The following is an 18,313-nucleotide window of genomic DNA, read 5'->3' as shown; positions in this document are numbered from 1 at the left end:
TTTATTTATTAGTTGGATGTACAGCTTCGTATAATAATTGGTCCAGTTCCTCTGTATATGCTTCTTTAGTTTGATCGGACCAATTAAAGATTTGTTGCATCTCATGAATGACTGCTTGCTTCTCTTTTCTAACCCAATTAATATTAAAGAATAGTGCACCTGTTCTACGAATAAAAAAGTCAACTGGTTTACAAGTCGCTTCATGCTCGATACTATAATGAAGCATTGCATATGTTACCGGTGCAAGAGAATGTTCATTGTTCACAGCTTGTTGATAGTAATCATAAACAATCGGAATATTAGAGCCATAACGTTGTACAAGCATTTTTGCCTCTTCTGCAGATAATCCTACTTCTACCCCTTTGGCAATTTGTTCTGTCATGTATGCTTTAAAACCTTTTGATCCACCAACATCACCACCTGATATTGGTAAATGCTTCGTATCACTCGGATAAAAGACCTTTTTTTCTGCCTGCACCATTTTATCACGAATGACATTTACAACATGATCTGCCATTTTTCGATAACCTGTTAATTTACCCCCGGCAATCGAAATAAGACCGGATTCTGATTCGAAAATCTCATCCTTACGTGAAATTTCGGAAGGATCCTTCCCTTCCTCATGAATTAATGGGCGTAACCCGGCCCAACTGGATTCAACGTCATCAGCTGTAATCTTCTGATCAGGAAACATAAACGCAATCGCATCTAATACGTAATCCCTGTCTGCTTCTGTCATTGTCGGGTGTGCGATATTTCCTTGATAGACAGTATCTGTTGTTCCAACATATGTCTTCCCATCACGTGGAATTGCAAATACCATCCGACCATCAGGTGTATCAAAATAGATCGCTTGTTTTAAAGGGAAACGTGATTGATCAAAGACAAGGTGAATCCCTTTTGTCAATTGCAATGTTTTTCCTTTTTTTGAATGATCTTTTTCACGAATGGTATCTACCCATGGACCAGCGGCATTAACAACATATTTTGCATTAATCTCATGTACTTCATCAGTTAATTGATCAACTACCTCTACTCCATTAACACGGCCATTTTCATAGAAGAGGTCAGATACTTTTGCATAGTTTAAAGATAGAGCTCCTTTTTCCACTGCTTTCTTCATAACTTCCATCGTTAGTCTTGCATCATCGGTACGGTATTCGACATAATAGCCTGCTCCTTTAAGTCCGTCATCTTTCAATAACGGCTCACGTTTGATTGCTTCTTCCCGGTTAAGCATTTTTCGACGTTCCGATTTTTTAACCCCAGCAAGGAAATCGTACACCCTTAATCCAATATTAGTTGAAAATGGCCCGAATGTCCCATCTTGATAAAATGGAAGCATCATCCATTCAGGGGTTGTCACATGAGGACCATTTTCATATACAATCTCTCTTTCTTTCCCTACCTCAGCGACCATTTTCACTTCAAATTGTTTTAAATACCGTAACCCACCATGGACAAGCTTGGTAGATCTGCTTGAAGTACCCGCTGCAAAATCCTGCATTTCGACAACGGCAACTTTTAATCCTCGTAAAACAGCATCAAGAGCAATTCCTGCACCTGTAATACCGCCACCTATTATGATCATATCCAATGAATTGTGTTTCATTTGATCAAACGTATTACTACGATTTTTGCTTGAAAAAGTCATAGATTTCTCCCCTTTAAGTTCTGACAATCAATTGTTGTTCGTTTTTGGTTACAATAATAATATTTTTTATAACGGCGCTTGTCGTCCGTAATACTTCCACTAATGGAAGTTTCACTTATTTCTTTTATTTAAAAAGTCTGGTTGTTTCGACAGCTTTTTTCCAGCCTTTATATAGATCATCTCGCGTTTGACTGTCCATCTCACTATTGAATTGTTTATCTACCTTCCATTGACTGCTAATATTGTCTCTGCTTTCCCAATAACCAACAGCTAAACCTGCTAAATAAGCTGCTCCCAATGCTGTTGTTTCAATTACTTCCGGTCTTTCTACCGGAACGTCCAATAAGTCACTTTGGAACTGCATTAAGAAATTATTAGCAACTGCACCACCGTCAACGCGTAATGATTTCACTTCGATATTTGAATCCTCAATCATGGCTCCAAGTACATCCTTAGTCTGATATGCAATCGACTCCAATGTAGCACGGATAAAGTGTTCTTTTGTAGTACCTCTTGTTAAACCAAATACGGCACCACGAGCATCACTATCCCAATATGGTGTTCCTAACCCTACAAATGCCGGCACTAGATAAACACCATCTGCAGACTCCACTCTTTCTGCATAGCTTTCCGTTTCTCCTGCGTCTTTAAACATGCGTAAGCCATCACGTAACCATTGAACAGCACTTCCAGCAACAAATATACTTCCTTCTAGCGCATATTCTACCTTTCCATCGACACCACAAGCTAATGTGGTTAACAAGCCATGGTCTGACCGAACAGGCTCTTCACCAGTGTGCATCAGCATAAAGCAGCCTGTTCCATACGTATTTTTCACCATTCCTTTTTCAAAGCATGCCTGACCGAATAATGCTGCTTGCTGATCTCCTGCAGCACCAGCAATTGGAACATTCTGACCAAAGAAATGATAATCAACCGTTTCCCCATATATTTCCGACGATGATTTTACTTCTGGCAGCATGCTTTTGGGCACATCTAATATATCTAATAATTCTTCATCCCATTTCAAATCATAAATGTTGTACATTAAAGTACGGGAAGCATCGGAATAATCAGTTACATGGGCTTTGCCTCCAGTTAACTTGTAAATTAACCATGTATCTATGGTTCCAAAAAGTAACTTGCCTTGTTCTGCTTTTTCACGCGCTCCCTCTACGTGATCTAGAATCCATTTCACCTTTGTTCCAGAGAAATAAGCGTCAATCAATAGACCTGTTTTCTGACGGAATGTATCCTGGTAACCTGCTTCACGTAATTCCCGGCAAATATCTTCTGTCTGACGGGATTGCCAGACAATTGCTTTATAAATAGGTTTACCTGTTTCTTTATCCCAAACAACTGCTGTTTCACGTTGATTGGTAATCCCGATTCCGGCAATTTGGGATGCTTCGATATCTGCTTTTCTTAATGCTTCTGCAATACATGCCAATATAGAAGTCCATATTTCATTAGCATCGTGCTCCACCCAGCCAGACTTCGGGAAAAATTGTTGAAATTCCTGCTGTCCAACTTCAACAATCTCTCCTTTCTGATCAAAAATGATCGCTCTTGAACTAGTTGTTCCCTGATCAATTGATAAAATATACTTTTCCATTATACTTCCTCCCCAAAATGTATTTATCTCCGTAAGCCCCCACTGACGGTAGTCTCACAGTATCTTTTATACTGCTTCCTTTTCGGAAGAGTTGTTGGTTGACTTGATTGGTCCGTTATGCTTTTTCAACTCTGCAGTTAACGCTACTCCTAATATAACTGCTATTACAATCGACATGATCCAAAATAAAGGCGTGATTTCACCTACAAAGATAGCATTATAAAAAACTGCTCCATAAACCCCACCGATAATTGGACCTAGTACCGGTATCAAAGCATATCCCCAATCGGAATCTCCCTTTCCAATAATCGGTAAGATTGCATGAGCAATTCGAGGCCCTAAGTCCCGGGCTGGATTAATGGCATAACCTGTTGTTCCACCCAACGACACCCCGATTGCTAAAATTAATAAACCTACTATGGCAGGGTTTAATCCTTCCGTAAATTGATTAGCACCGATAAATAACAGCCCCATCACTAATACAAAGGTACCAATTATTTCACTGACTAAATTGGAAGGTTTACTTTTCACTGCAGGGTCTGTAGCAAAAACTGCCAATTTTGCCCCTTTATCTTCTGTTTCCTTCCAGTGTGGTAAGTATTGAAAAAAGACAATGACCGCTCCAATAAATGCACCGATCAATTGTGCACTAACATACATCGGAACTTTGGCCCATGGGAATTCGCCAATTGAAGCAAAACCTATTGTTACAGCAGGGTTGATATGTGCTCCAGAGACATTTCCTACGGCATAAACTCCCATCGCAACAGCTAACCCCCAGCCTATTGAAATGACGACCCAACCTGCTCCTTCTGCTTTGGATTTCTTCAAAACCACTCCACCGACAACACCACCACCAAAGATGATCAGTATCATCGTTCCGATTAATTCAGCTAAAAACTCTGACAAAATGATCCACCCCTTATCTTTTATAAGTCTTCCATCAACAAGAGATGCACGTGCAGTGCCAGAAAAAAAGCCCACACAGCCTTTTACGTACCACTTCCTAGGAAAGTACGCAAATTGCTGTGTGGACTCCTTATCTCCGACACGTTCTTTAACTTGTTATCTACATAATATACACTTCATGTAAAGCGCTGTCAATGATTTTCTTCTATCTTTTTTTCACCAAAGTTCTACATTAGAAGTCGTAATTGCTACCGCTCCTTGCTGCAGTGCATGATCGATATTTTCTCTAGATTTAATTAATCCACCTGCAATAACTGGTATACCTGTTTGGTTTGCTACTTCTCCGATCACATCCGGAATAATACCTGGCAAAACCTCAATGTAATCTGGTTGGGTTTTTGATACTAACTCAATGTTCTTGGTAATTGCTGAGCTATCAATAGCAAATAGCCGCTGTATGGCAACGATATTACTTTTTTTCGCCATCGCAATAACGTTTGCTCTTGTCGAAATAATGCCATCCACTTTGACATGGCGAATTAAAAACTCCATGCCATAGTGATCAACTTTCAATCCATTAATTAAATCTGCATGCACTAATATTTTTTTATGATGTTTTTTAGCATATTGAACGATCTGTGGAAGCTGAGCAATCCGTGTTTCAAGAATAATGAATAGATCGTGATCACTTTCAAGAATTTTGTCAAAATCTTTCATATTTCGAACTGCTGGCAAAACGCCTTCTAGTTTCATGTTTTCCCCTCTTTTTTTTTGAATGATTTGCGATTCTCCATCATTTAGCATAAACTTAATATAGAAATAGACTCAACTATTATACATAAAATGCGCGGATTTTCAGACAATTACGACAATAAAGAAAAATCATTATTCTTTTTGTCAAAATCATGTTATCATAATAGGTGTGTCTATTTTATGAACTATTTTCATTTATTATCTCTGACGATTCTAAGACAGTGTGAAATCGATCGTCCAGTTTAAGTCCTCTAACCAATTCCAGCCAACTATCAATTGCAAGTTATTCAAAGCACGACACTATTAAATGCATACGTTTATTTCATAACATTAATTGAAAGATAACTTTGAAAGGAAGTGGGACAATATGACAACAACATCAGCGGACAAAGTCAATGTATCATTGCTCAAAGATGTCGAATACTTAACCAAAATTTTAGACGATGTATTGCTTCATGAAGGTGGCGATACGTTGTTAGATACAGTTAAAGAGATTCGTGTTCTTTCCACAGAATTTAGAGAGACACAAGATGCAACCACTCAAGATAAAATCAAACAAAAAATTAATGAACTGGAACCGGGATTGAGAAAAACTGTTATTCGTGCTTTCTCTATTCACTTGCATTTACTAAACATTGCCGAGCAAAACTACCGTACAAGAAGACGCCGGGAATATCAAGCACAGGATGCAAATATTATCCAACCTGGTTCATTAGAAGCTGGAGTTAAAACACTAATTGATAACAATGTTAGTCCAGATCAGATTACAGATTTACTTGAGAAATTGTCATTAGAATTAATTATGACCGCACACCCAACAGAGGCAACAAGAAGAACTATCTTACAAATTCATAAAAGAATTGCTCGCTTATTAACTCAGTGGGATTATTCCTATACAAGATATGAGAAGAAAATGATCAAAGAGAGAATTGCAAATGAAATAACCTTCTTATGGCAAACACAAGAAATCAGACAAAAGAAACCATCTGTTATGAAAGAGGTTTCTAATGGGTTATATTATTTTGACCGTGTTCTATTTGATGTTTTACCAAAAATACATGACGATCTTGAGGATTTATTATTTGAAAAATATAACCAACGTTGGAATATCCCTTCATTCTTACGCTTTGGTTCTTGGATCGGCGGTGACCGTGACGGTAATCCAAATGTAAAAGCAACAACGACATTCGAAACATTAAAACGCCAGCGTGAACTAGTCTTAAGAAAATATAAAGAGGCACTGGATACATTAAAAGATCGTTTAAGTCATTCCGATTCTAAGATCGAAGTGAGTGAAGCTCTAAGAGATTCTATTGAGAAAGATCGTAAGGAATTATCCTATAATGGCTGGCATAAAGACGATGAAGTATATCGAGTAAAACTTTCTCTTATGCTGAAAAAATTAGAATTCACCGAAAAAGATGATAAACGCGGTTATGCGAAAGCAGAAGAGTTACTTGCGGATTTAAATCTTATCCGCGAAAGCATGAAAATTCATCATCCAAATCATAATCCTGTTAAGCTTTTACGCAAAGTAATTCGTCAAGTTGATCTATTTGGATTCCACCTTGCATCATTGGACATCCGAAACCATAGTGGTGAGCACGAATCAGCACTTAGTGAAATATTCCATAAGGTCGGGATAGCTGAGGGATATAAATCTTTAGACGAGGATGAAAAAGTTAAAACACTTATTTCTGTTCTAGAAAATCCTCGCCCACTAATTTCTATATATGATGAATTCAGTCCTGAAACATTAGAAGTAATTGACACGTTCCGCATGATCAAGCGTGCTCAAGACACATTTGGTTTACGTGCGATTGAAGTTTACTTAATCAGTATGACAGACAACGTAAGTGATCTTCTAGAAGTATTAGTACTAGCAAAAGAAGCTGGACTCTATCGTGTCTATCCAGATGGAAAAGTAGTTAGTCGCATCCATGTGGCACCACTTCTGGAAACAATTGATGACTTGAAAAACGGACCTGAAATGATTAAAAAATTATTTGATATTCCTTTATATCGTAAACATCTTGAAGCACGTGGTGATTTACAGGAAGTAATGCTTGGCTACTCTGACAGTAGTAAAGATGGCGGTAACATCACAGCAAACTGGGAGTTATACCAGGCACAACAAGAAATTCATGACATTGCATCTAGTTATGGCGTTAAATTAAAATACTTCCATGGACGCGGTGGATCACTTGGACGTGGTGGTGGACCATTATATTCCAGTCTATTATCACAACCAGCTGTAACACTTGGTGATGGGGTTAAAATTACCGAACAAGGGGAAGTATTATCATCTCGATACTTACTAGAGGATATTGCTTACCGTAGTTTAGAACAAGCTACCTCTACCCTGCTTACTGGTATCATGGGATTAAATGATGATAATACAAACATGAAACCTTCACAAGAAGAAGTGGATGCGATGAGTGTTATTTCTGAATACGCATTGAAGAAATATCAATCATTAGTTTTTGAAGATCCAGGATTTATCCAATACTTCAACCAAGCAACTCCGTTACACGAATTAGGTGACTTGAACATTGGCTCCCGTCCGATGAAGCGTAAAGGTAGTGACCGCTTTGAAGATCTACGTGCAATCCCATGGGTATTCGCTTGGACTCAAAGTCGCCAATTACTTCCAGCGTGGTATGCTGCAGGTACTGGCTTTAAGAAATATCTTGAGGAAACAGGAAACTTAGCCCTACTGAAAAAAATGTATGAAAAATGGCCATTCTTTAATGCAACCATCAATAATCTACAAATGGCCCTAACTAAAGCAGATATTCAAACTGCCCAGGAATATGCTAATATGATGCAAGATGAGGAAATTAGTTCTCGTATCTTTAACGATATTAAAGAAGAATATAGACAAACAAAAGATATCGTCTTAACAATTACGGGACAAGAAGAATTACTTGATAATCGTCAAAACATTAAAGAGTCGGTTAGACTACGTAATCCATTAGTAGATCCTTTAAATTTATTACAAGTTCAACTCGTTTCGCAATTACGCAATCAGGGAGAAGAAAGCGAGCAATATGATGAATTGTTAATGGAAGCTCTGCTCACCATTAATGGGGTCGCTGCTGGTCTGCGTAATACAGGTTAATATCATTATTGAGAAGCCTTTAAGCACTGTGTGCTTAAAGGCTTTTATATTTTAAGAAAGATAAGTCATCCAGAACTAATTGACTTCCGAATCGCCCTATCTTGACTCACTACTGCCCAATTATTATAAGGAAAACCTCTAATTCTATTTGATACATTTCCCTGTAATTATAAGTTTACCGGGAAATCTCACCATTTCCCTAGATACATTTCCCGGTTAATCAAACTTCACCTGGAAATCTTACGGTATTTTTAACAGTTTTTCTTATTTCATATCTTTCATCGTTAACATATTATTCTCGTCGTATTAACCATTGATTTAATTTGGGTATATGAAACTAAGTGCTTTTACAGGTTTAACGTTCCATTGATCATGGGTAATGTAATAATAAAGACAATGATAAAAGCTGTATATGGAAGATATTCATTTTATATTCTTTACCATAAATATACAGCGTCCTCTAGTCCGTGCCACTCAGATTTTTGTGTCTAAAAAATGAACTAATTGTTACAAAAATATGAACTTTATGTTATACTAACATTGAAAACACTTACAAATTAAAACTTGAGGTGACTCAGTATGGATATATTGTTAATTTTCTTATTGATTTTTAGTTTCACTCCTTTTTTACTTTGGGGAGACAACTGGAAGAAAACTGCGCTAGGTCAAATACCTTTTGTTATTGGTGCATGGTTTACCTTTGTTAAATATGTAACCGTTGGAATAGGACCTGGAGAGACCTATTTATGGGGAATATTCATTGCCAATCTGATATACGGTCATATTGCCTTTACTATCGTATTACTTGAAATGCGAAAATCTATTAAAGTACGTCAACCAATGGTACAACAAAATAATTAATCAAGGTGATGTGATTATTGCATCATCTTTTTTATATTTATGATTTCTCAACTTCTTGTTCCTCCTTAATTCCACCAAACGCTCCTCTCTTCCTTTTTAAGATTGATTGAAAGCGGTATCTCCTTTATACTTTACTAAAAAGTATCTTATTTATTGGAGGAAGTGTTATGAAAATTGTTGTTGCACCTGATTCTTATAAAGGAAGTCTTTCCGCTACGGAAGTCGCAAATACGATAAAGATTGCAATTCAAACAAGTGGAAGTCATGAAGTTATCACCAAACCAATGGCAGATGGTGGTGAAGGTACGATCGAGGCAATTTTATCGGCTACATCCGGAGAACAAGTCCAGATCTCTACACTCGGACCATTAGGGACTACAATTCAGACGAGCTACGCCATTATTAACAAGACTACTGCTGTCATTGAAACAGCCATGCATGCAGGATTGTATCAAGTTCCAAATGGAAAGCGAAACCCAGATTTGACGACAACTTACGGTATGGGACAAGCGATTCTCGATGCATTAGATAAAGGCTGTCAGCAAATCATTGTCGGTCTCGGTGGTAGTGCTACAAACGATGGTGGTTTAGGTTTATTACAAGCACTTGGATTAAAAGCATTTGATAAAAATGGTAATCCTGTAGATAAATTTGGCAAAGACCTGTTACATATTGAAACTGTTCAACTGGATGATTTAGACCCTCGTATTCAAGATGTTGATATCCGAATTGCATGTGATGTCGATAATCCTTTATGTGGAAAGCTTGGTGCAAGTGCTATATACGGTCCACAAAAAGGCGCATCCTCGGAACAAATCCAATTATATGATAATGCTTTAAACAAGTTTGCTCATCTGATAGAAGATCATTTACATCATCATTGGCAGCAGGTTCCCGGAGCTGGTGCTGCTGGTGGTCTAGGATTCGCATTCCTGGCACTTGGGGGTCAATTAGAATCTGGAGCCTCTTTAATTGCTGATGCTATCCATCTAGAACAAAGTATCGAAGCAGCTGACCTTATTTTCACTGGCGAGGGTCAAAGTGATGAACAAACCTTATATGGAAAAGCACCCGGTTTTGTGGCAGAAACTGCTAATAACTATAACACACCAACCATTTTATTATCTGGCAGTTTGGGAGGTAATACCGCAAAATTAAGAGAACATTTTGCAGGCTGTTTTTCCATTGTTAATCAGCCCTTAAGCTTGGCGGAATGTATGGAAAACACCTCGACTTTGTTAAAGGAACAAACGCTGCAAATTATGTCATTGATTCAAGCAATAAAGAAAGAGAGATAACTTGTTTCATTTGTCGCTTTTTGCGATAATGTAAGAGACATACATTAATTAGGAGGTCTTTTGCTTGAACGATACATACAATGATACCAAATTGAAAGTTTTTTCTTTAAACTCCAACCTGCCGCTAGCTGAAGAAATTGCTCATCATATTGGTATTGATTTAGGTAAGTCATCTGTCAAAACATTTAGTGACGGAGAAATTCAAATTAATATTGAAGAAAGCATCAGAGGTTGTGATGTTTTCGTTATTCAATCTACGTATGATCCTGTTGAAGATCATATGATGGAATTATTAATTATGATAGATGCTTTGAAGAGGGCTTCTGCAGCATCCATTAATGTCGTGATTCCTTATTATGGTTATGCGCGTCAGGATCGAAAATCTCGTGCACGAGAACCAATCACCGCTAAGTTGATCGCTGATTTAATCCAAAAAGCTGGTGCAGACCGAATTATTTCCATTGATTTACATGCACCCCAAGCACAGGGCTTTTTCGATATTCCTGTAGACCCAATTACAGCTGTCCCGATTATCGGAAGCTACCTGTATGCAAAACAATTAGAGAATGTTGTTGTTGTAGCACCTGACCACAGCAGTGTATCACGTGCCAGACATTTAGCTGAGCAGTTAAAAGCTCCGATAGCTATTGTAGACCGCAGAGGTCCAAGAGACAGCGCATCTACTATCAATATCGTTGGTGATGTTGAAAACAAAACAGCAATTATTATAGATGATATTATTGATACCGGACGACGTATTACGACTAGTGCAGAGGCATTAAGAAAACATGGTGCAAATCTGGTGTATGCGTGTACAACACATCCTGTACTTTCGGGAATAGCCGTCAATAAAATTGCTGAATCCGATATAAAAGAATTAATCGTTACGAATACGATTCCGTTATCCGAAGAAAAACAAATCGATAAAATTACACAATTAACTGTAGCGCCTGTTGCAGCCGAAGCGATTATCCGTTTATATGAACATCAATCTGTCAGCTCATTGTATCTCTAAAGTATAAAAAATAATTTATAGTCACTTATCAGGCAACTGGTTATAGGAAACCAGTTGCCTGTACTATTTTTCTGATTTTCATAGTATCGCAAAGTGCTCCTCTTCGAATTCAAATGTAAATCAAAAATTTTGTCGTTTTAAGTTAAAGTCCTTCTATCAATATCAATTGAAATGACCAATAGACCCATTAATGTTACATCATTTCCATTAGACCACCATCGTCATTTCGAAACGACTTGACTTTTCATCGCTAACTGGGGTATATCTTTTTTTTCAAGCATAAGGGCACTTGTTAAACCACTTATCCCTGCACCAATAATGACTTCTTTATTTTTCATGATTACTTATTCATTCCATAAAGGGATACTTCCCTCAGTGGGGGTTTTACGGACGATTAGCACCGTGATAAAAGTAATAAGGCCCTACAACCACATTAATAAAAATGAGATCCCTAAATAAAAACAAAGAGGACTATAGTATCTCGTATCATACTTAGCGAAAGTAGTATCTTTAACTCTTTTTGTGAACCCAAGATATTTAAAATCACCAATTGCTCTCAAAAAGAAAACAAAGGTAAATACTATACAAAACACTTTCGTTAGGATATTAGGGGGATAGAAAGGGATTGCATTGAATTGAGCTAATAGCATAAATCCGACAAGTAATAACCCTAACGCTACAATAAGAGTCTCAATGGTACTAGGAGTAAACAATGCATCACCTCCTATTTTCTCGGGTACTGAAGCGGTTTTGCCCCATCTTCCTCCAAATATCCAATAAAAATGAATAAAACTAATTATCGTTAACACTACTACAGATGAATAAACTAAAAATGACATGCTAACCTCTCACTCCTCTTTTCGATAGAAATAACTATTGTGCCACAATTCCTTCCCATACGATTTCAAATTGCGGATGAAAAATCTCTTTTAAATCTTCTTTTGTTTCTGCGGACGACCATGTAATAAGTGCGTTGAAGTAGATTCCGACTAGAACAGAAGCAATATGTAGGGGATTAAAGCGACTTTGAAACAATCCATTTTGCATTGATTCATCTATGATATCTGACAGAGCTTCATTAAACTTTACAATATTTGTTGATTCTTCCTTTAAGGTAGACCGGATGGTTTCATACAAAGTTAATTTTAGTACTTCCCCATGTTCTTCATAGACTGATAATAGTTCATTAAAAATGAGCTTTAACCTTTCCTTCATATTTGTCTCTTGGTGTTTTTGAATCACTTCCTTAACCAATTCATTTTGTGTATGACCTAAATGTAATAACACATGCTCTTTCTTTGGAAAATACGTAAAAAACGTCCCCTTCGCAATTCCACAAGTAGAAACAATTTTATCAACGGTTACATTGTCGTAGCCATACTCCTTAAAAAGTTCAATAGACGTTAAAAATATTTTCTTTTTTAGTTCTTTTTTCCGTTCATCTCGTAACATTTTATTCACACTCCAATTAAAAATGACTGTAGTCATTTATTGACCATAGTCATTTTAACATTATTTCCATATTTTATACAATATCTATTTTAATTAAGCATATTTATGTTACATCTAAAACAACTCGTTTAATTAACAATCAACAAATTATAAAACTTATTGTTAAACAATCCTCAGTTTGTGGGAAATTCTTATTGCAATATTTTTTTACTACACGTTAAAAGAAGATAATTGTTACACAGTATTTTTTGCACACCTTCTGGGCGAATACATATGATAGCCATATAAAGAGAGGAAGAGATGTCATGCGAAAAAAAATATCTATACCACAATTGATTACCATCTCCTCCCCAATCTGCTTACTTCTTTTATGGGAGTTTTGTTCACAATTCGAGATATTAGACCCTCGTTTCTTTCCGGCACCCACTTTGATCATACAAACACTAGTGCAGATGGGAGAGTCTGGGGAGCTTTTTACTCATGTTACTGTTAGTTTAACGCGGATTGTATTTGGGTTCTTACTCGGAGTTATTCCTGCAATCTGTATCGGGCTGTTAATGGGGATGTATCGGTATTTCAGACATTTTTTCTCACCTATCATCATGATTTTTATGCCGATTCCAACATTGGCGATGCTTCCTATTATTCTAATCCTATTTGGGATCGGAGAGTTCTCGAAAATGATCACCATTGCAATTAGTGTCTTTTTTCCAGTGGCTATCAATACGGCAGCAGGTGTCGCGAATATCGATAAGATCTACGTCGACGTTGCCAAAAATTATCAAGCCAATGCAAAAGACTTCTTTTTCAAAATTGCACTTCCCGGCTCATTACCGGTTATGCTTGAAGGAATTCAAATGGGCCAGGCGATCGCACTACTGACAATAGTAGCAGCAGAAATGATTGGTGCTAATTCGGGAATCGGCTACCTAATTTGGATGAATTATAAAGCCTTTCTACTGCCACAAATGTATGTCGGATTATTGCTTATTTCGTTTTTTGGTTACTTTTTCTCCTTATTACTAAGAGGAATAGAACGAAAATTATTGCCCTGGAAATAACGCAGAAAAGAGGGATAGAGTTGTCAAAAATTGAGATTAATCAATTATCGAAAAAATTTATTAAACGAAATAAGTATATTGAAGCTTTACAGGACATCACGTTATCGATTCAACCAGGAGAATTCGTCTGTTTACTAGGTCCAAGTGGCTGCGGAAAAACAACCTTACTTAGAATTTTAGCTAATTTAGAAAAACCGAGTACTGGTGAAGTAATCATTCACCAGACAGATAAAGAAAAGCCGTTACAATCGATGGTTTTTCAAGAAAATGGAATCATTCCTTGGCTCACGGTAGAAGAAAATGTTGCATTCGGTTTAAAAATGAGACATTTACCAAGTGCTTATATAAAAGAACGCACGGAATATTATTTATACAAAGTCGGCTTAACTAATTTCAAACGATTGTATCCGAAAGAACTATCTGGTGGTATGAAGCAGCGAGTTAGTATTGCGCGAGCTTTTGCAAATGACCCGGAAATTTTGTTAATGGATGAACCATTTGCAGCCTTAGATGAACAGAACAAATTCATTTTACAAGAAGAATTACTTTCGATTTGGCAGGAAACTAAGAAAACGGTTCTTTTTATCACCCATAGTATTGATGAAGCACTATTGCTTAGTGATCGAATTCTGCTAATGAGCTCACAACCCGGAAGAATTATTAAAGATATTAACATCGAGATGGAACGACCACGATCAATTGAAAAAGTGCGATCCGATTCAGCCATGACAGACATTTTCTTAGATGTATGGGAGCATCTACAAAATGAAGTAAAGCAAGCCAGGTTATAGTGAGTAATTGTAATGGAGGAATAACAATGAAAAAATTTCTATTTTTAATAATGGCAGTTGTCGCGTTCTTGGTTATAAGTGGTTGTCAATCATCAGAGTCCGATCAACAGAGTGACGGCGAAAATACTGATTCTTTAACCCCCCTTGATGAGACCGCCAAAGTCGTGATCGCAGAAGATGGATCCGCTTCTGGAGCAGGTTTTTACATCGCAAAGGATAAAGGCTATTTTGAAGAATATAACATTGAAGTAGAATTCGCAACGTTTGGCAACAGTGATGAAATGTTGCCTGCTGTTGCAGCTGGTGAAGTTGATGTAGCTGGTGGTATATCTTCTGCTTCCTTCTTCAATTCGATCGCCCAGGGTATTGATGTTCGCTTTATTGCTGACAAAGGGCATAACAATCAAGGGAGTTCCTATTTCACCTTTGTTGTAAGAGAAGATTTAAAGGGTCAAATTAACGATTATCCTGATGTAAAAGGTAAGAAAATCGCTGTTTCTACAGAAAACGGTGTTGATCATTATATTTACAATGAAATGCTGAAACATGCCGAGGTATCGCCAGATGAAGTAGAGTTTGTTTTGATGAGTGACTTTGGTAACATGATGTCTGCGATGGGAAATGAACAAATTGATCTTGCTTTGCAAATTGAACCTCTTATTACACAAGGAGAGAATCAAAGTATACACCAGCGTTTCCACGATGCAACCGACTATGCTCCAGAAGCGCAAATCGCAATGGTTTTAGGTTCACCAAAGTTTTTAACAGAACGACGAGATGTTGCCGTTCGCTTTATGGCAGCATACTTGAGAGGAGTTCGTGATTACCATGACGTCTTTATAAAGGATATTGATGACAACGGTGAAGTTATCTCTATCATGGCCAATCACACAGCATTGAAAGATGAAGCGCTATGGGAAGAAGTTGGTGTAACAGGCTTAAATCCAAATGGCTATATATTTGAAGAAGACGTAGAAAAACAATACCAATTCTATAAAGAAAATGGTGCGATTCAAGGAGAATTAGATTTTGATCAAATTATTGATATGTCACTTGTTGAGGAAGCATTAGATTTAATTGGAACATATGAAGAATAATAATCCTCCTTCCTATTTCAATCTAATAAATGGTTATTACAGGAAATTATTGATAGAATGGAATAAACATTAATTAGTAAATGGAATAGGAGGGATTGTATGGACGTATTAGAAGCTATTAAAAACAGAAGAGAAATTACAAGATACCTAGATCGTGAGATTGATAAGGAAGTATTGGAAACAGTAGTTGATGCTACCTATTTTGCCCCTACCGGAAATAATTTACCATCCAAAGATATTATCGTTATAACTGATCCAGAAAAATTAGCAGCTTTAAAAGACACTACACCGTTTATGCCATGGATTGCCGATGCTAAGGCAGCAGTTGCTATCACCGGTCGACCAGATGTTAGTAAGTATTGGTTACAGGACAGTTCAATTGCAGCTGGCTATTGCTGGTTAGCGGCAGTAGAACAAGGATTAGTTGGCGCTTTCGGTGCAATCTATCATGCAGAGGACGCCGAAGAATCAGAGAAACGTGAAAGTCATGCTAGAAAAATCTTAGCTATTCCTGAAGATCGACGAGTGGTGGCCATCATCGGTCTTGGTTATCCAGCTGAGACAAAGCCACCGAAAAAGCATATACCAAAAGAAGATATGGTACATTATGACTATTTTGGGGATTAATGATTGAAGGTTTTGACAGGTTTTCCTCAACTTTTTAAACTTACCGTAACTTCACATTCATGCGTGACTATTATTTCAAGAACATTTACTAGCAACTTCAGGGTATTTACTGGCAACTTTTTAATTTTACTGGCAACTCCGGGGTATTTACTGGCAACTTTTCGATTTTACTGGCAACTCCGGACCTTTTACTGGCAACTTTTCGATTTTACTGGCAACTCCGAGGCATTTACTGGCAACTATATCAATAGAAGCGAGGATTATCCCCGCTTCTCTATTAAATCAGCCAATTTCCACTCTTTGTCTTCTAAATAAATAATCCCGTTCTCTAATCTTGGCAATTCTGCTTTCGCTTGTGTCGGTGATCCGTAAAAGGCATGTACAAATAGATGAGTTCCCTTGTTTAATGATTTTGTTAGTGTTGGAATTACCGTTCGTTTTTGCATCAAATTCGTATTGGCATTCGGATAAATATGCTTATTTTCAGCATCTCCACTAAGGGCTATAGCTGACACTTTTCCATGGTCTGTTGTCACTGACTTCTCATCTATAGTAATACCGGATTCTGATAATCCAAGCGCAAACCCTCCATCAGCTATGTCCAGTGGTCGTTTGGAGGTAATTTCATGAATACGTATGTGCCACGGTAATCCAGGAATGATCCATGTACGAATGTCAACATCTTGCCACGGCGCCCACACCATATAGATATAATCATTCTCTACCTTTTTCTCCATGACTTGTCTCTTAACGCGAAACAATTGATCTTGTTCACTGAGTGCTAACATATTATCAAAGGCACCTTGATCCAATCCCCACTCTCCACGTGGTACACTAAAACCAAAATAATTCGAATAAGCAAGCTTTTCATATTTGCTGGACGTATGAGTATGTGCATTTGTATGCTGATAACCGGAAGTGAAAGCTACAACATGTTCGTCATGACGTTTAATTACTAAGGAAGCTTTTGCTAGTCGTTTTGATTTTGGCAGCGAAGGCAATGGTTGCTCATCCACTTGCCAAAAAGGATGATCTTCAGGCAAAGCTAATAGAAGAAACGATTTAAATGCCCAGTACGGTGAGCCTGGCGCATTATAGTTTTCTGCCATAAGAAGATTTGGATAATGATAGCCAATTGATAGTGTACCATCAGGCTGAAAAATATCTTGTTTACACCAGTAGCGAAAATGTCTGAGAATGATGCCTTTGACAGTACCTAAAGGAATATCATCTAAACCTGCAAAGACATAAGCACTCCAGAACGAACATTGGGCAAATCGATAGGTTAGACTACGTCCATACGGAAGTGCCCGTCCATCCTCACTAAACCAGTGGAGAAAATCCCTTGCAAACAAAATAGCTCTTTCTTTATAGACCTTCGCACGTTCAGGGTCATCTTTTTTCATGACGGTAGCATAGAACAGCCCATAATAATGAAGTGCAAAAGGTGTGTAATAATCGACATGAGCTACTTCGCCATCCTTATACCAACCGTCACCTAAGTAAAAATCATCAATCCTGTTTAAATTTTGTTCAATGGTTGCTTGATCGTATGGAGCCCCAACTTGTTTCAAACCGATATTCACGATCACTGCGAAAAATAACCAGTTACAATCATGAGCAGCGTTCTGATTGATTTGAGTTAACCAGTTTACCAGATTTTCTTGTTGAGCTCCGCTTAATGGTTCCCAAACTTGTTCCGGAGCTAGACACAAGGCATAACCAAAGGCTGCCATCTCAACAATTCGTTGATCATAGTCATGGATTTCGCCCCAGTAGCCTACACTCTCTCGATCTGTACCATTTACAATACCTTGTAAATGTTTCGACCATAATCTAGTACTGCCATTAGATGCAATAAAAGGGGCTGCTCCCCATAAAACTCTTGAAAAACATTCAAGTCCTGCTACACTTTCCGAGTAGGCTGCAGCTGTCTGCCCCACTCTTATCCGTGAATTTGTTTGATCATAATATGGCTCAAGCGGTGCCCACATATCTAGTAATACTTTTTCTACATCTTTTTTCGTCTGTAAAGGATTCTGCTTCACCATCATGTTCC

15 protein-coding genes are annotated in these 18,313 nt (G+C 37.6%); 8 read left to right on the top strand and 7 right to left on the bottom strand.

Annotated elements, in window-relative coordinates; all coding sequences use genetic code 11:
• Position 1: 1 nt before the first annotated feature.
• The 4 genes from GHT08_RS00220 to GHT08_RS00205 all read right to left on the bottom strand — a co-directional run bounded on the left by GHT08_RS00220 (position 2) and on the right by GHT08_RS00205 (position 4,931).
• Complete coding sequence (locus GHT08_RS00220; protein WP_163578883.1) at positions 2 to 1,654, bottom strand: glycerol-3-phosphate dehydrogenase/oxidase; 1,653 nt, start codon at positions 1,652 to 1,654, stop codon at positions 2 to 4.
• Between the two features lie 124 nt (positions 1,655 to 1,778).
• Complete coding sequence (gene glpK / locus GHT08_RS00215; RefSeq protein ID WP_163578881.1) at positions 1,779 to 3,269, bottom strand: glycerol kinase GlpK; 1,491 nt, start codon at positions 3,267 to 3,269, stop codon at positions 1,779 to 1,781.
• 66 nt (positions 3,270 to 3,335) lie between these two features.
• Complete coding sequence (locus tag GHT08_RS00210; protein ID WP_163578880.1) at positions 3,336 to 4,178, bottom strand: MIP/aquaporin family protein; 843 nt, start codon at positions 4,176 to 4,178, stop codon at positions 3,336 to 3,338.
• A gap of 216 nt (positions 4,179 to 4,394) precedes the next feature.
• A complete protein-coding gene (locus tag GHT08_RS00205; protein ID WP_163578879.1) occupies positions 4,395 to 4,931 on the bottom strand; it encodes a glycerol-3-phosphate responsive antiterminator in 537 nt (178 codons plus the stop codon).
• A gap of 367 nt (positions 4,932 to 5,298) precedes the next feature.
• Between GHT08_RS00205 and ppc the strand changes: the two genes are divergently transcribed.
• From ppc to GHT08_RS00185, 4 genes are all read left to right on the top strand, one after another.
• Complete coding sequence (gene ppc / locus GHT08_RS00200; RefSeq protein ID WP_163578878.1) at positions 5,299 to 8,052, top strand: phosphoenolpyruvate carboxylase; 2,754 nt, start codon at positions 5,299 to 5,301, stop codon at positions 8,050 to 8,052.
• 579 nt (positions 8,053 to 8,631) lie between these two features.
• The gene (locus GHT08_RS00195) at positions 8,632 to 8,913 is read left to right on the top strand and encodes a spore morphogenesis/germination protein YwcE (RefSeq protein ID WP_163578877.1); all 282 of its coding nucleotides are present in this window, start codon (positions 8,632 to 8,634) and stop codon (positions 8,911 to 8,913) included.
• Positions 8,914 to 9,080: 167 nt separating this feature from the next.
• Positions 9,081 to 10,211: a glycerate kinase gene (locus GHT08_RS00190; RefSeq protein ID WP_163578875.1), complete on the top strand. Its 1,131-nt coding sequence runs from the start codon at positions 9,081 to 9,083 to the stop codon at positions 10,209 to 10,211.
• 64 nt (positions 10,212 to 10,275) lie between these two features.
• Positions 10,276 to 11,226: a ribose-phosphate diphosphokinase gene (locus GHT08_RS00185; RefSeq protein WP_163578874.1), complete on the top strand. Its 951-nt coding sequence runs from the start codon at positions 10,276 to 10,278 to the stop codon at positions 11,224 to 11,226.
• Positions 11,227 to 11,648: 422 nt separating this feature from the next.
• Here GHT08_RS00185 and GHT08_RS00180 read toward each other — a convergent pair whose 3' ends face one another.
• Both GHT08_RS00180 and GHT08_RS00175 read right to left on the bottom strand, forming a co-directional pair.
• The gene (locus GHT08_RS00180; RefSeq protein ID WP_163578873.1) at positions 11,649 to 12,065 is read right to left on the bottom strand and encodes a DUF3995 domain-containing protein; all 417 of its coding nucleotides are present in this window, start codon (positions 12,063 to 12,065) and stop codon (positions 11,649 to 11,651) included.
• Between the two features lie 34 nt (positions 12,066 to 12,099).
• On the bottom strand, positions 12,100 to 12,678 hold the full coding sequence (locus GHT08_RS00175; protein ID WP_163578872.1) for a TetR/AcrR family transcriptional regulator: 579 nt from the start codon (positions 12,676 to 12,678) through the stop codon (positions 12,100 to 12,102).
• Positions 12,679 to 12,983: 305 nt separating this feature from the next.
• On the opposite strand from GHT08_RS00175, the gene GHT08_RS00170 reads away from it, so the two are divergent.
• From GHT08_RS00170 to GHT08_RS00155, 4 genes are all read left to right on the top strand, one after another.
• Positions 12,984 to 13,739, top strand: a complete 756-nt coding sequence (locus GHT08_RS00170) for an ABC transporter permease (protein WP_163578871.1) — start codon at positions 12,984 to 12,986, stop codon at positions 13,737 to 13,739.
• A gap of 20 nt (positions 13,740 to 13,759) precedes the next feature.
• A complete protein-coding gene (locus tag GHT08_RS00165) occupies positions 13,760 to 14,530 on the top strand; it encodes an ABC transporter ATP-binding protein (protein ID WP_163578870.1) in 771 nt (256 codons plus the stop codon).
• 26 nt (positions 14,531 to 14,556) lie between these two features.
• The gene (locus tag GHT08_RS00160; protein WP_163578869.1) at positions 14,557 to 15,627 is read left to right on the top strand and encodes an ABC transporter substrate-binding protein; all 1,071 of its coding nucleotides are present in this window, start codon (positions 14,557 to 14,559) and stop codon (positions 15,625 to 15,627) included.
• Between the two features lie 99 nt (positions 15,628 to 15,726).
• Complete coding sequence (locus tag GHT08_RS00155; protein WP_163578868.1) at positions 15,727 to 16,254, top strand: nitroreductase family protein; 528 nt, start codon at positions 15,727 to 15,729, stop codon at positions 16,252 to 16,254.
• A gap of 260 nt (positions 16,255 to 16,514) precedes the next feature.
• Here the strand turns inward: GHT08_RS00155 and GHT08_RS00150 are convergent, their stop codons facing one another.
• The gene (locus tag GHT08_RS00150; protein ID WP_163578866.1) at positions 16,515 to 18,305 is read right to left on the bottom strand and encodes a DUF2264 domain-containing protein; all 1,791 of its coding nucleotides are present in this window, start codon (positions 18,303 to 18,305) and stop codon (positions 16,515 to 16,517) included.
• Positions 18,306 to 18,313: the final 8 nt, after the last annotated feature.

The sequence above is a fragment of the Gracilibacillus saliphilus genome (assembly GCF_010994085.1).
GTDB lineage: Bacteria > Bacillota > Bacilli > Bacillales > Amphibacillaceae > Gracilibacillus > Gracilibacillus lacisalsi.
The sequence above is the reverse complement of the archived record's forward strand: the minus strand, read 5'-3'. Positions and strand labels throughout refer to the sequence as shown.

What these genes read in the sequence shown, in the direction of transcription:
- GHT08_RS00220 (WP_163578883.1), bottom strand. Translation starts at nt 1,654, where the DNA reads ATGACTTTTTCAAGCAAAAATCGTAGTAATACGTTTGATCAAATGAAA.
- glpK (WP_163578881.1), bottom strand. Translation starts at nt 3,269, where the DNA reads ATGGAAAAGTATATTTTATCAATTGATCAGGGAACAACTAGTTCAAGA.
- GHT08_RS00205 (WP_163578879.1), bottom strand. Translation starts at nt 4,931, where the DNA reads ATGAAACTAGAAGGCGTTTTGCCAGCAGTTCGAAATATGAAAGATTTT.
- ppc (WP_163578878.1), top strand. Translation starts at nt 5,299, where the DNA reads ATGACAACAACATCAGCGGACAAAGTCAATGTATCATTGCTCAAAGAT.
- GHT08_RS00195 (WP_163578877.1), top strand. Translation starts at nt 8,632, where the DNA reads ATGGATATATTGTTAATTTTCTTATTGATTTTTAGTTTCACTCCTTTT.
- GHT08_RS00190 (WP_163578875.1), top strand. Translation starts at nt 9,081, where the DNA reads ATGAAAATTGTTGTTGCACCTGATTCTTATAAAGGAAGTCTTTCCGCT.
- GHT08_RS00180 (WP_163578873.1), bottom strand. Translation starts at nt 12,065, where the DNA reads ATGTCATTTTTAGTTTATTCATCTGTAGTAGTGTTAACGATAATTAGT.
- GHT08_RS00175 (WP_163578872.1), bottom strand. Translation starts at nt 12,678, where the DNA reads ATGTTACGAGATGAACGGAAAAAAGAACTAAAAAAGAAAATATTTTTA.
- GHT08_RS00170 (WP_163578871.1), top strand. Translation starts at nt 12,984, where the DNA reads ATGCGAAAAAAAATATCTATACCACAATTGATTACCATCTCCTCCCCA.
- GHT08_RS00160 (WP_163578869.1), top strand. Translation starts at nt 14,557, where the DNA reads ATGAAAAAATTTCTATTTTTAATAATGGCAGTTGTCGCGTTCTTGGTT.
- GHT08_RS00155 (WP_163578868.1), top strand. Translation starts at nt 15,727, where the DNA reads ATGGACGTATTAGAAGCTATTAAAAACAGAAGAGAAATTACAAGATAC.
- GHT08_RS00150 (WP_163578866.1), bottom strand. Translation starts at nt 18,305, where the DNA reads ATGGTGAAGCAGAATCCTTTACAGACGAAAAAAGATGTAGAAAAAGTA.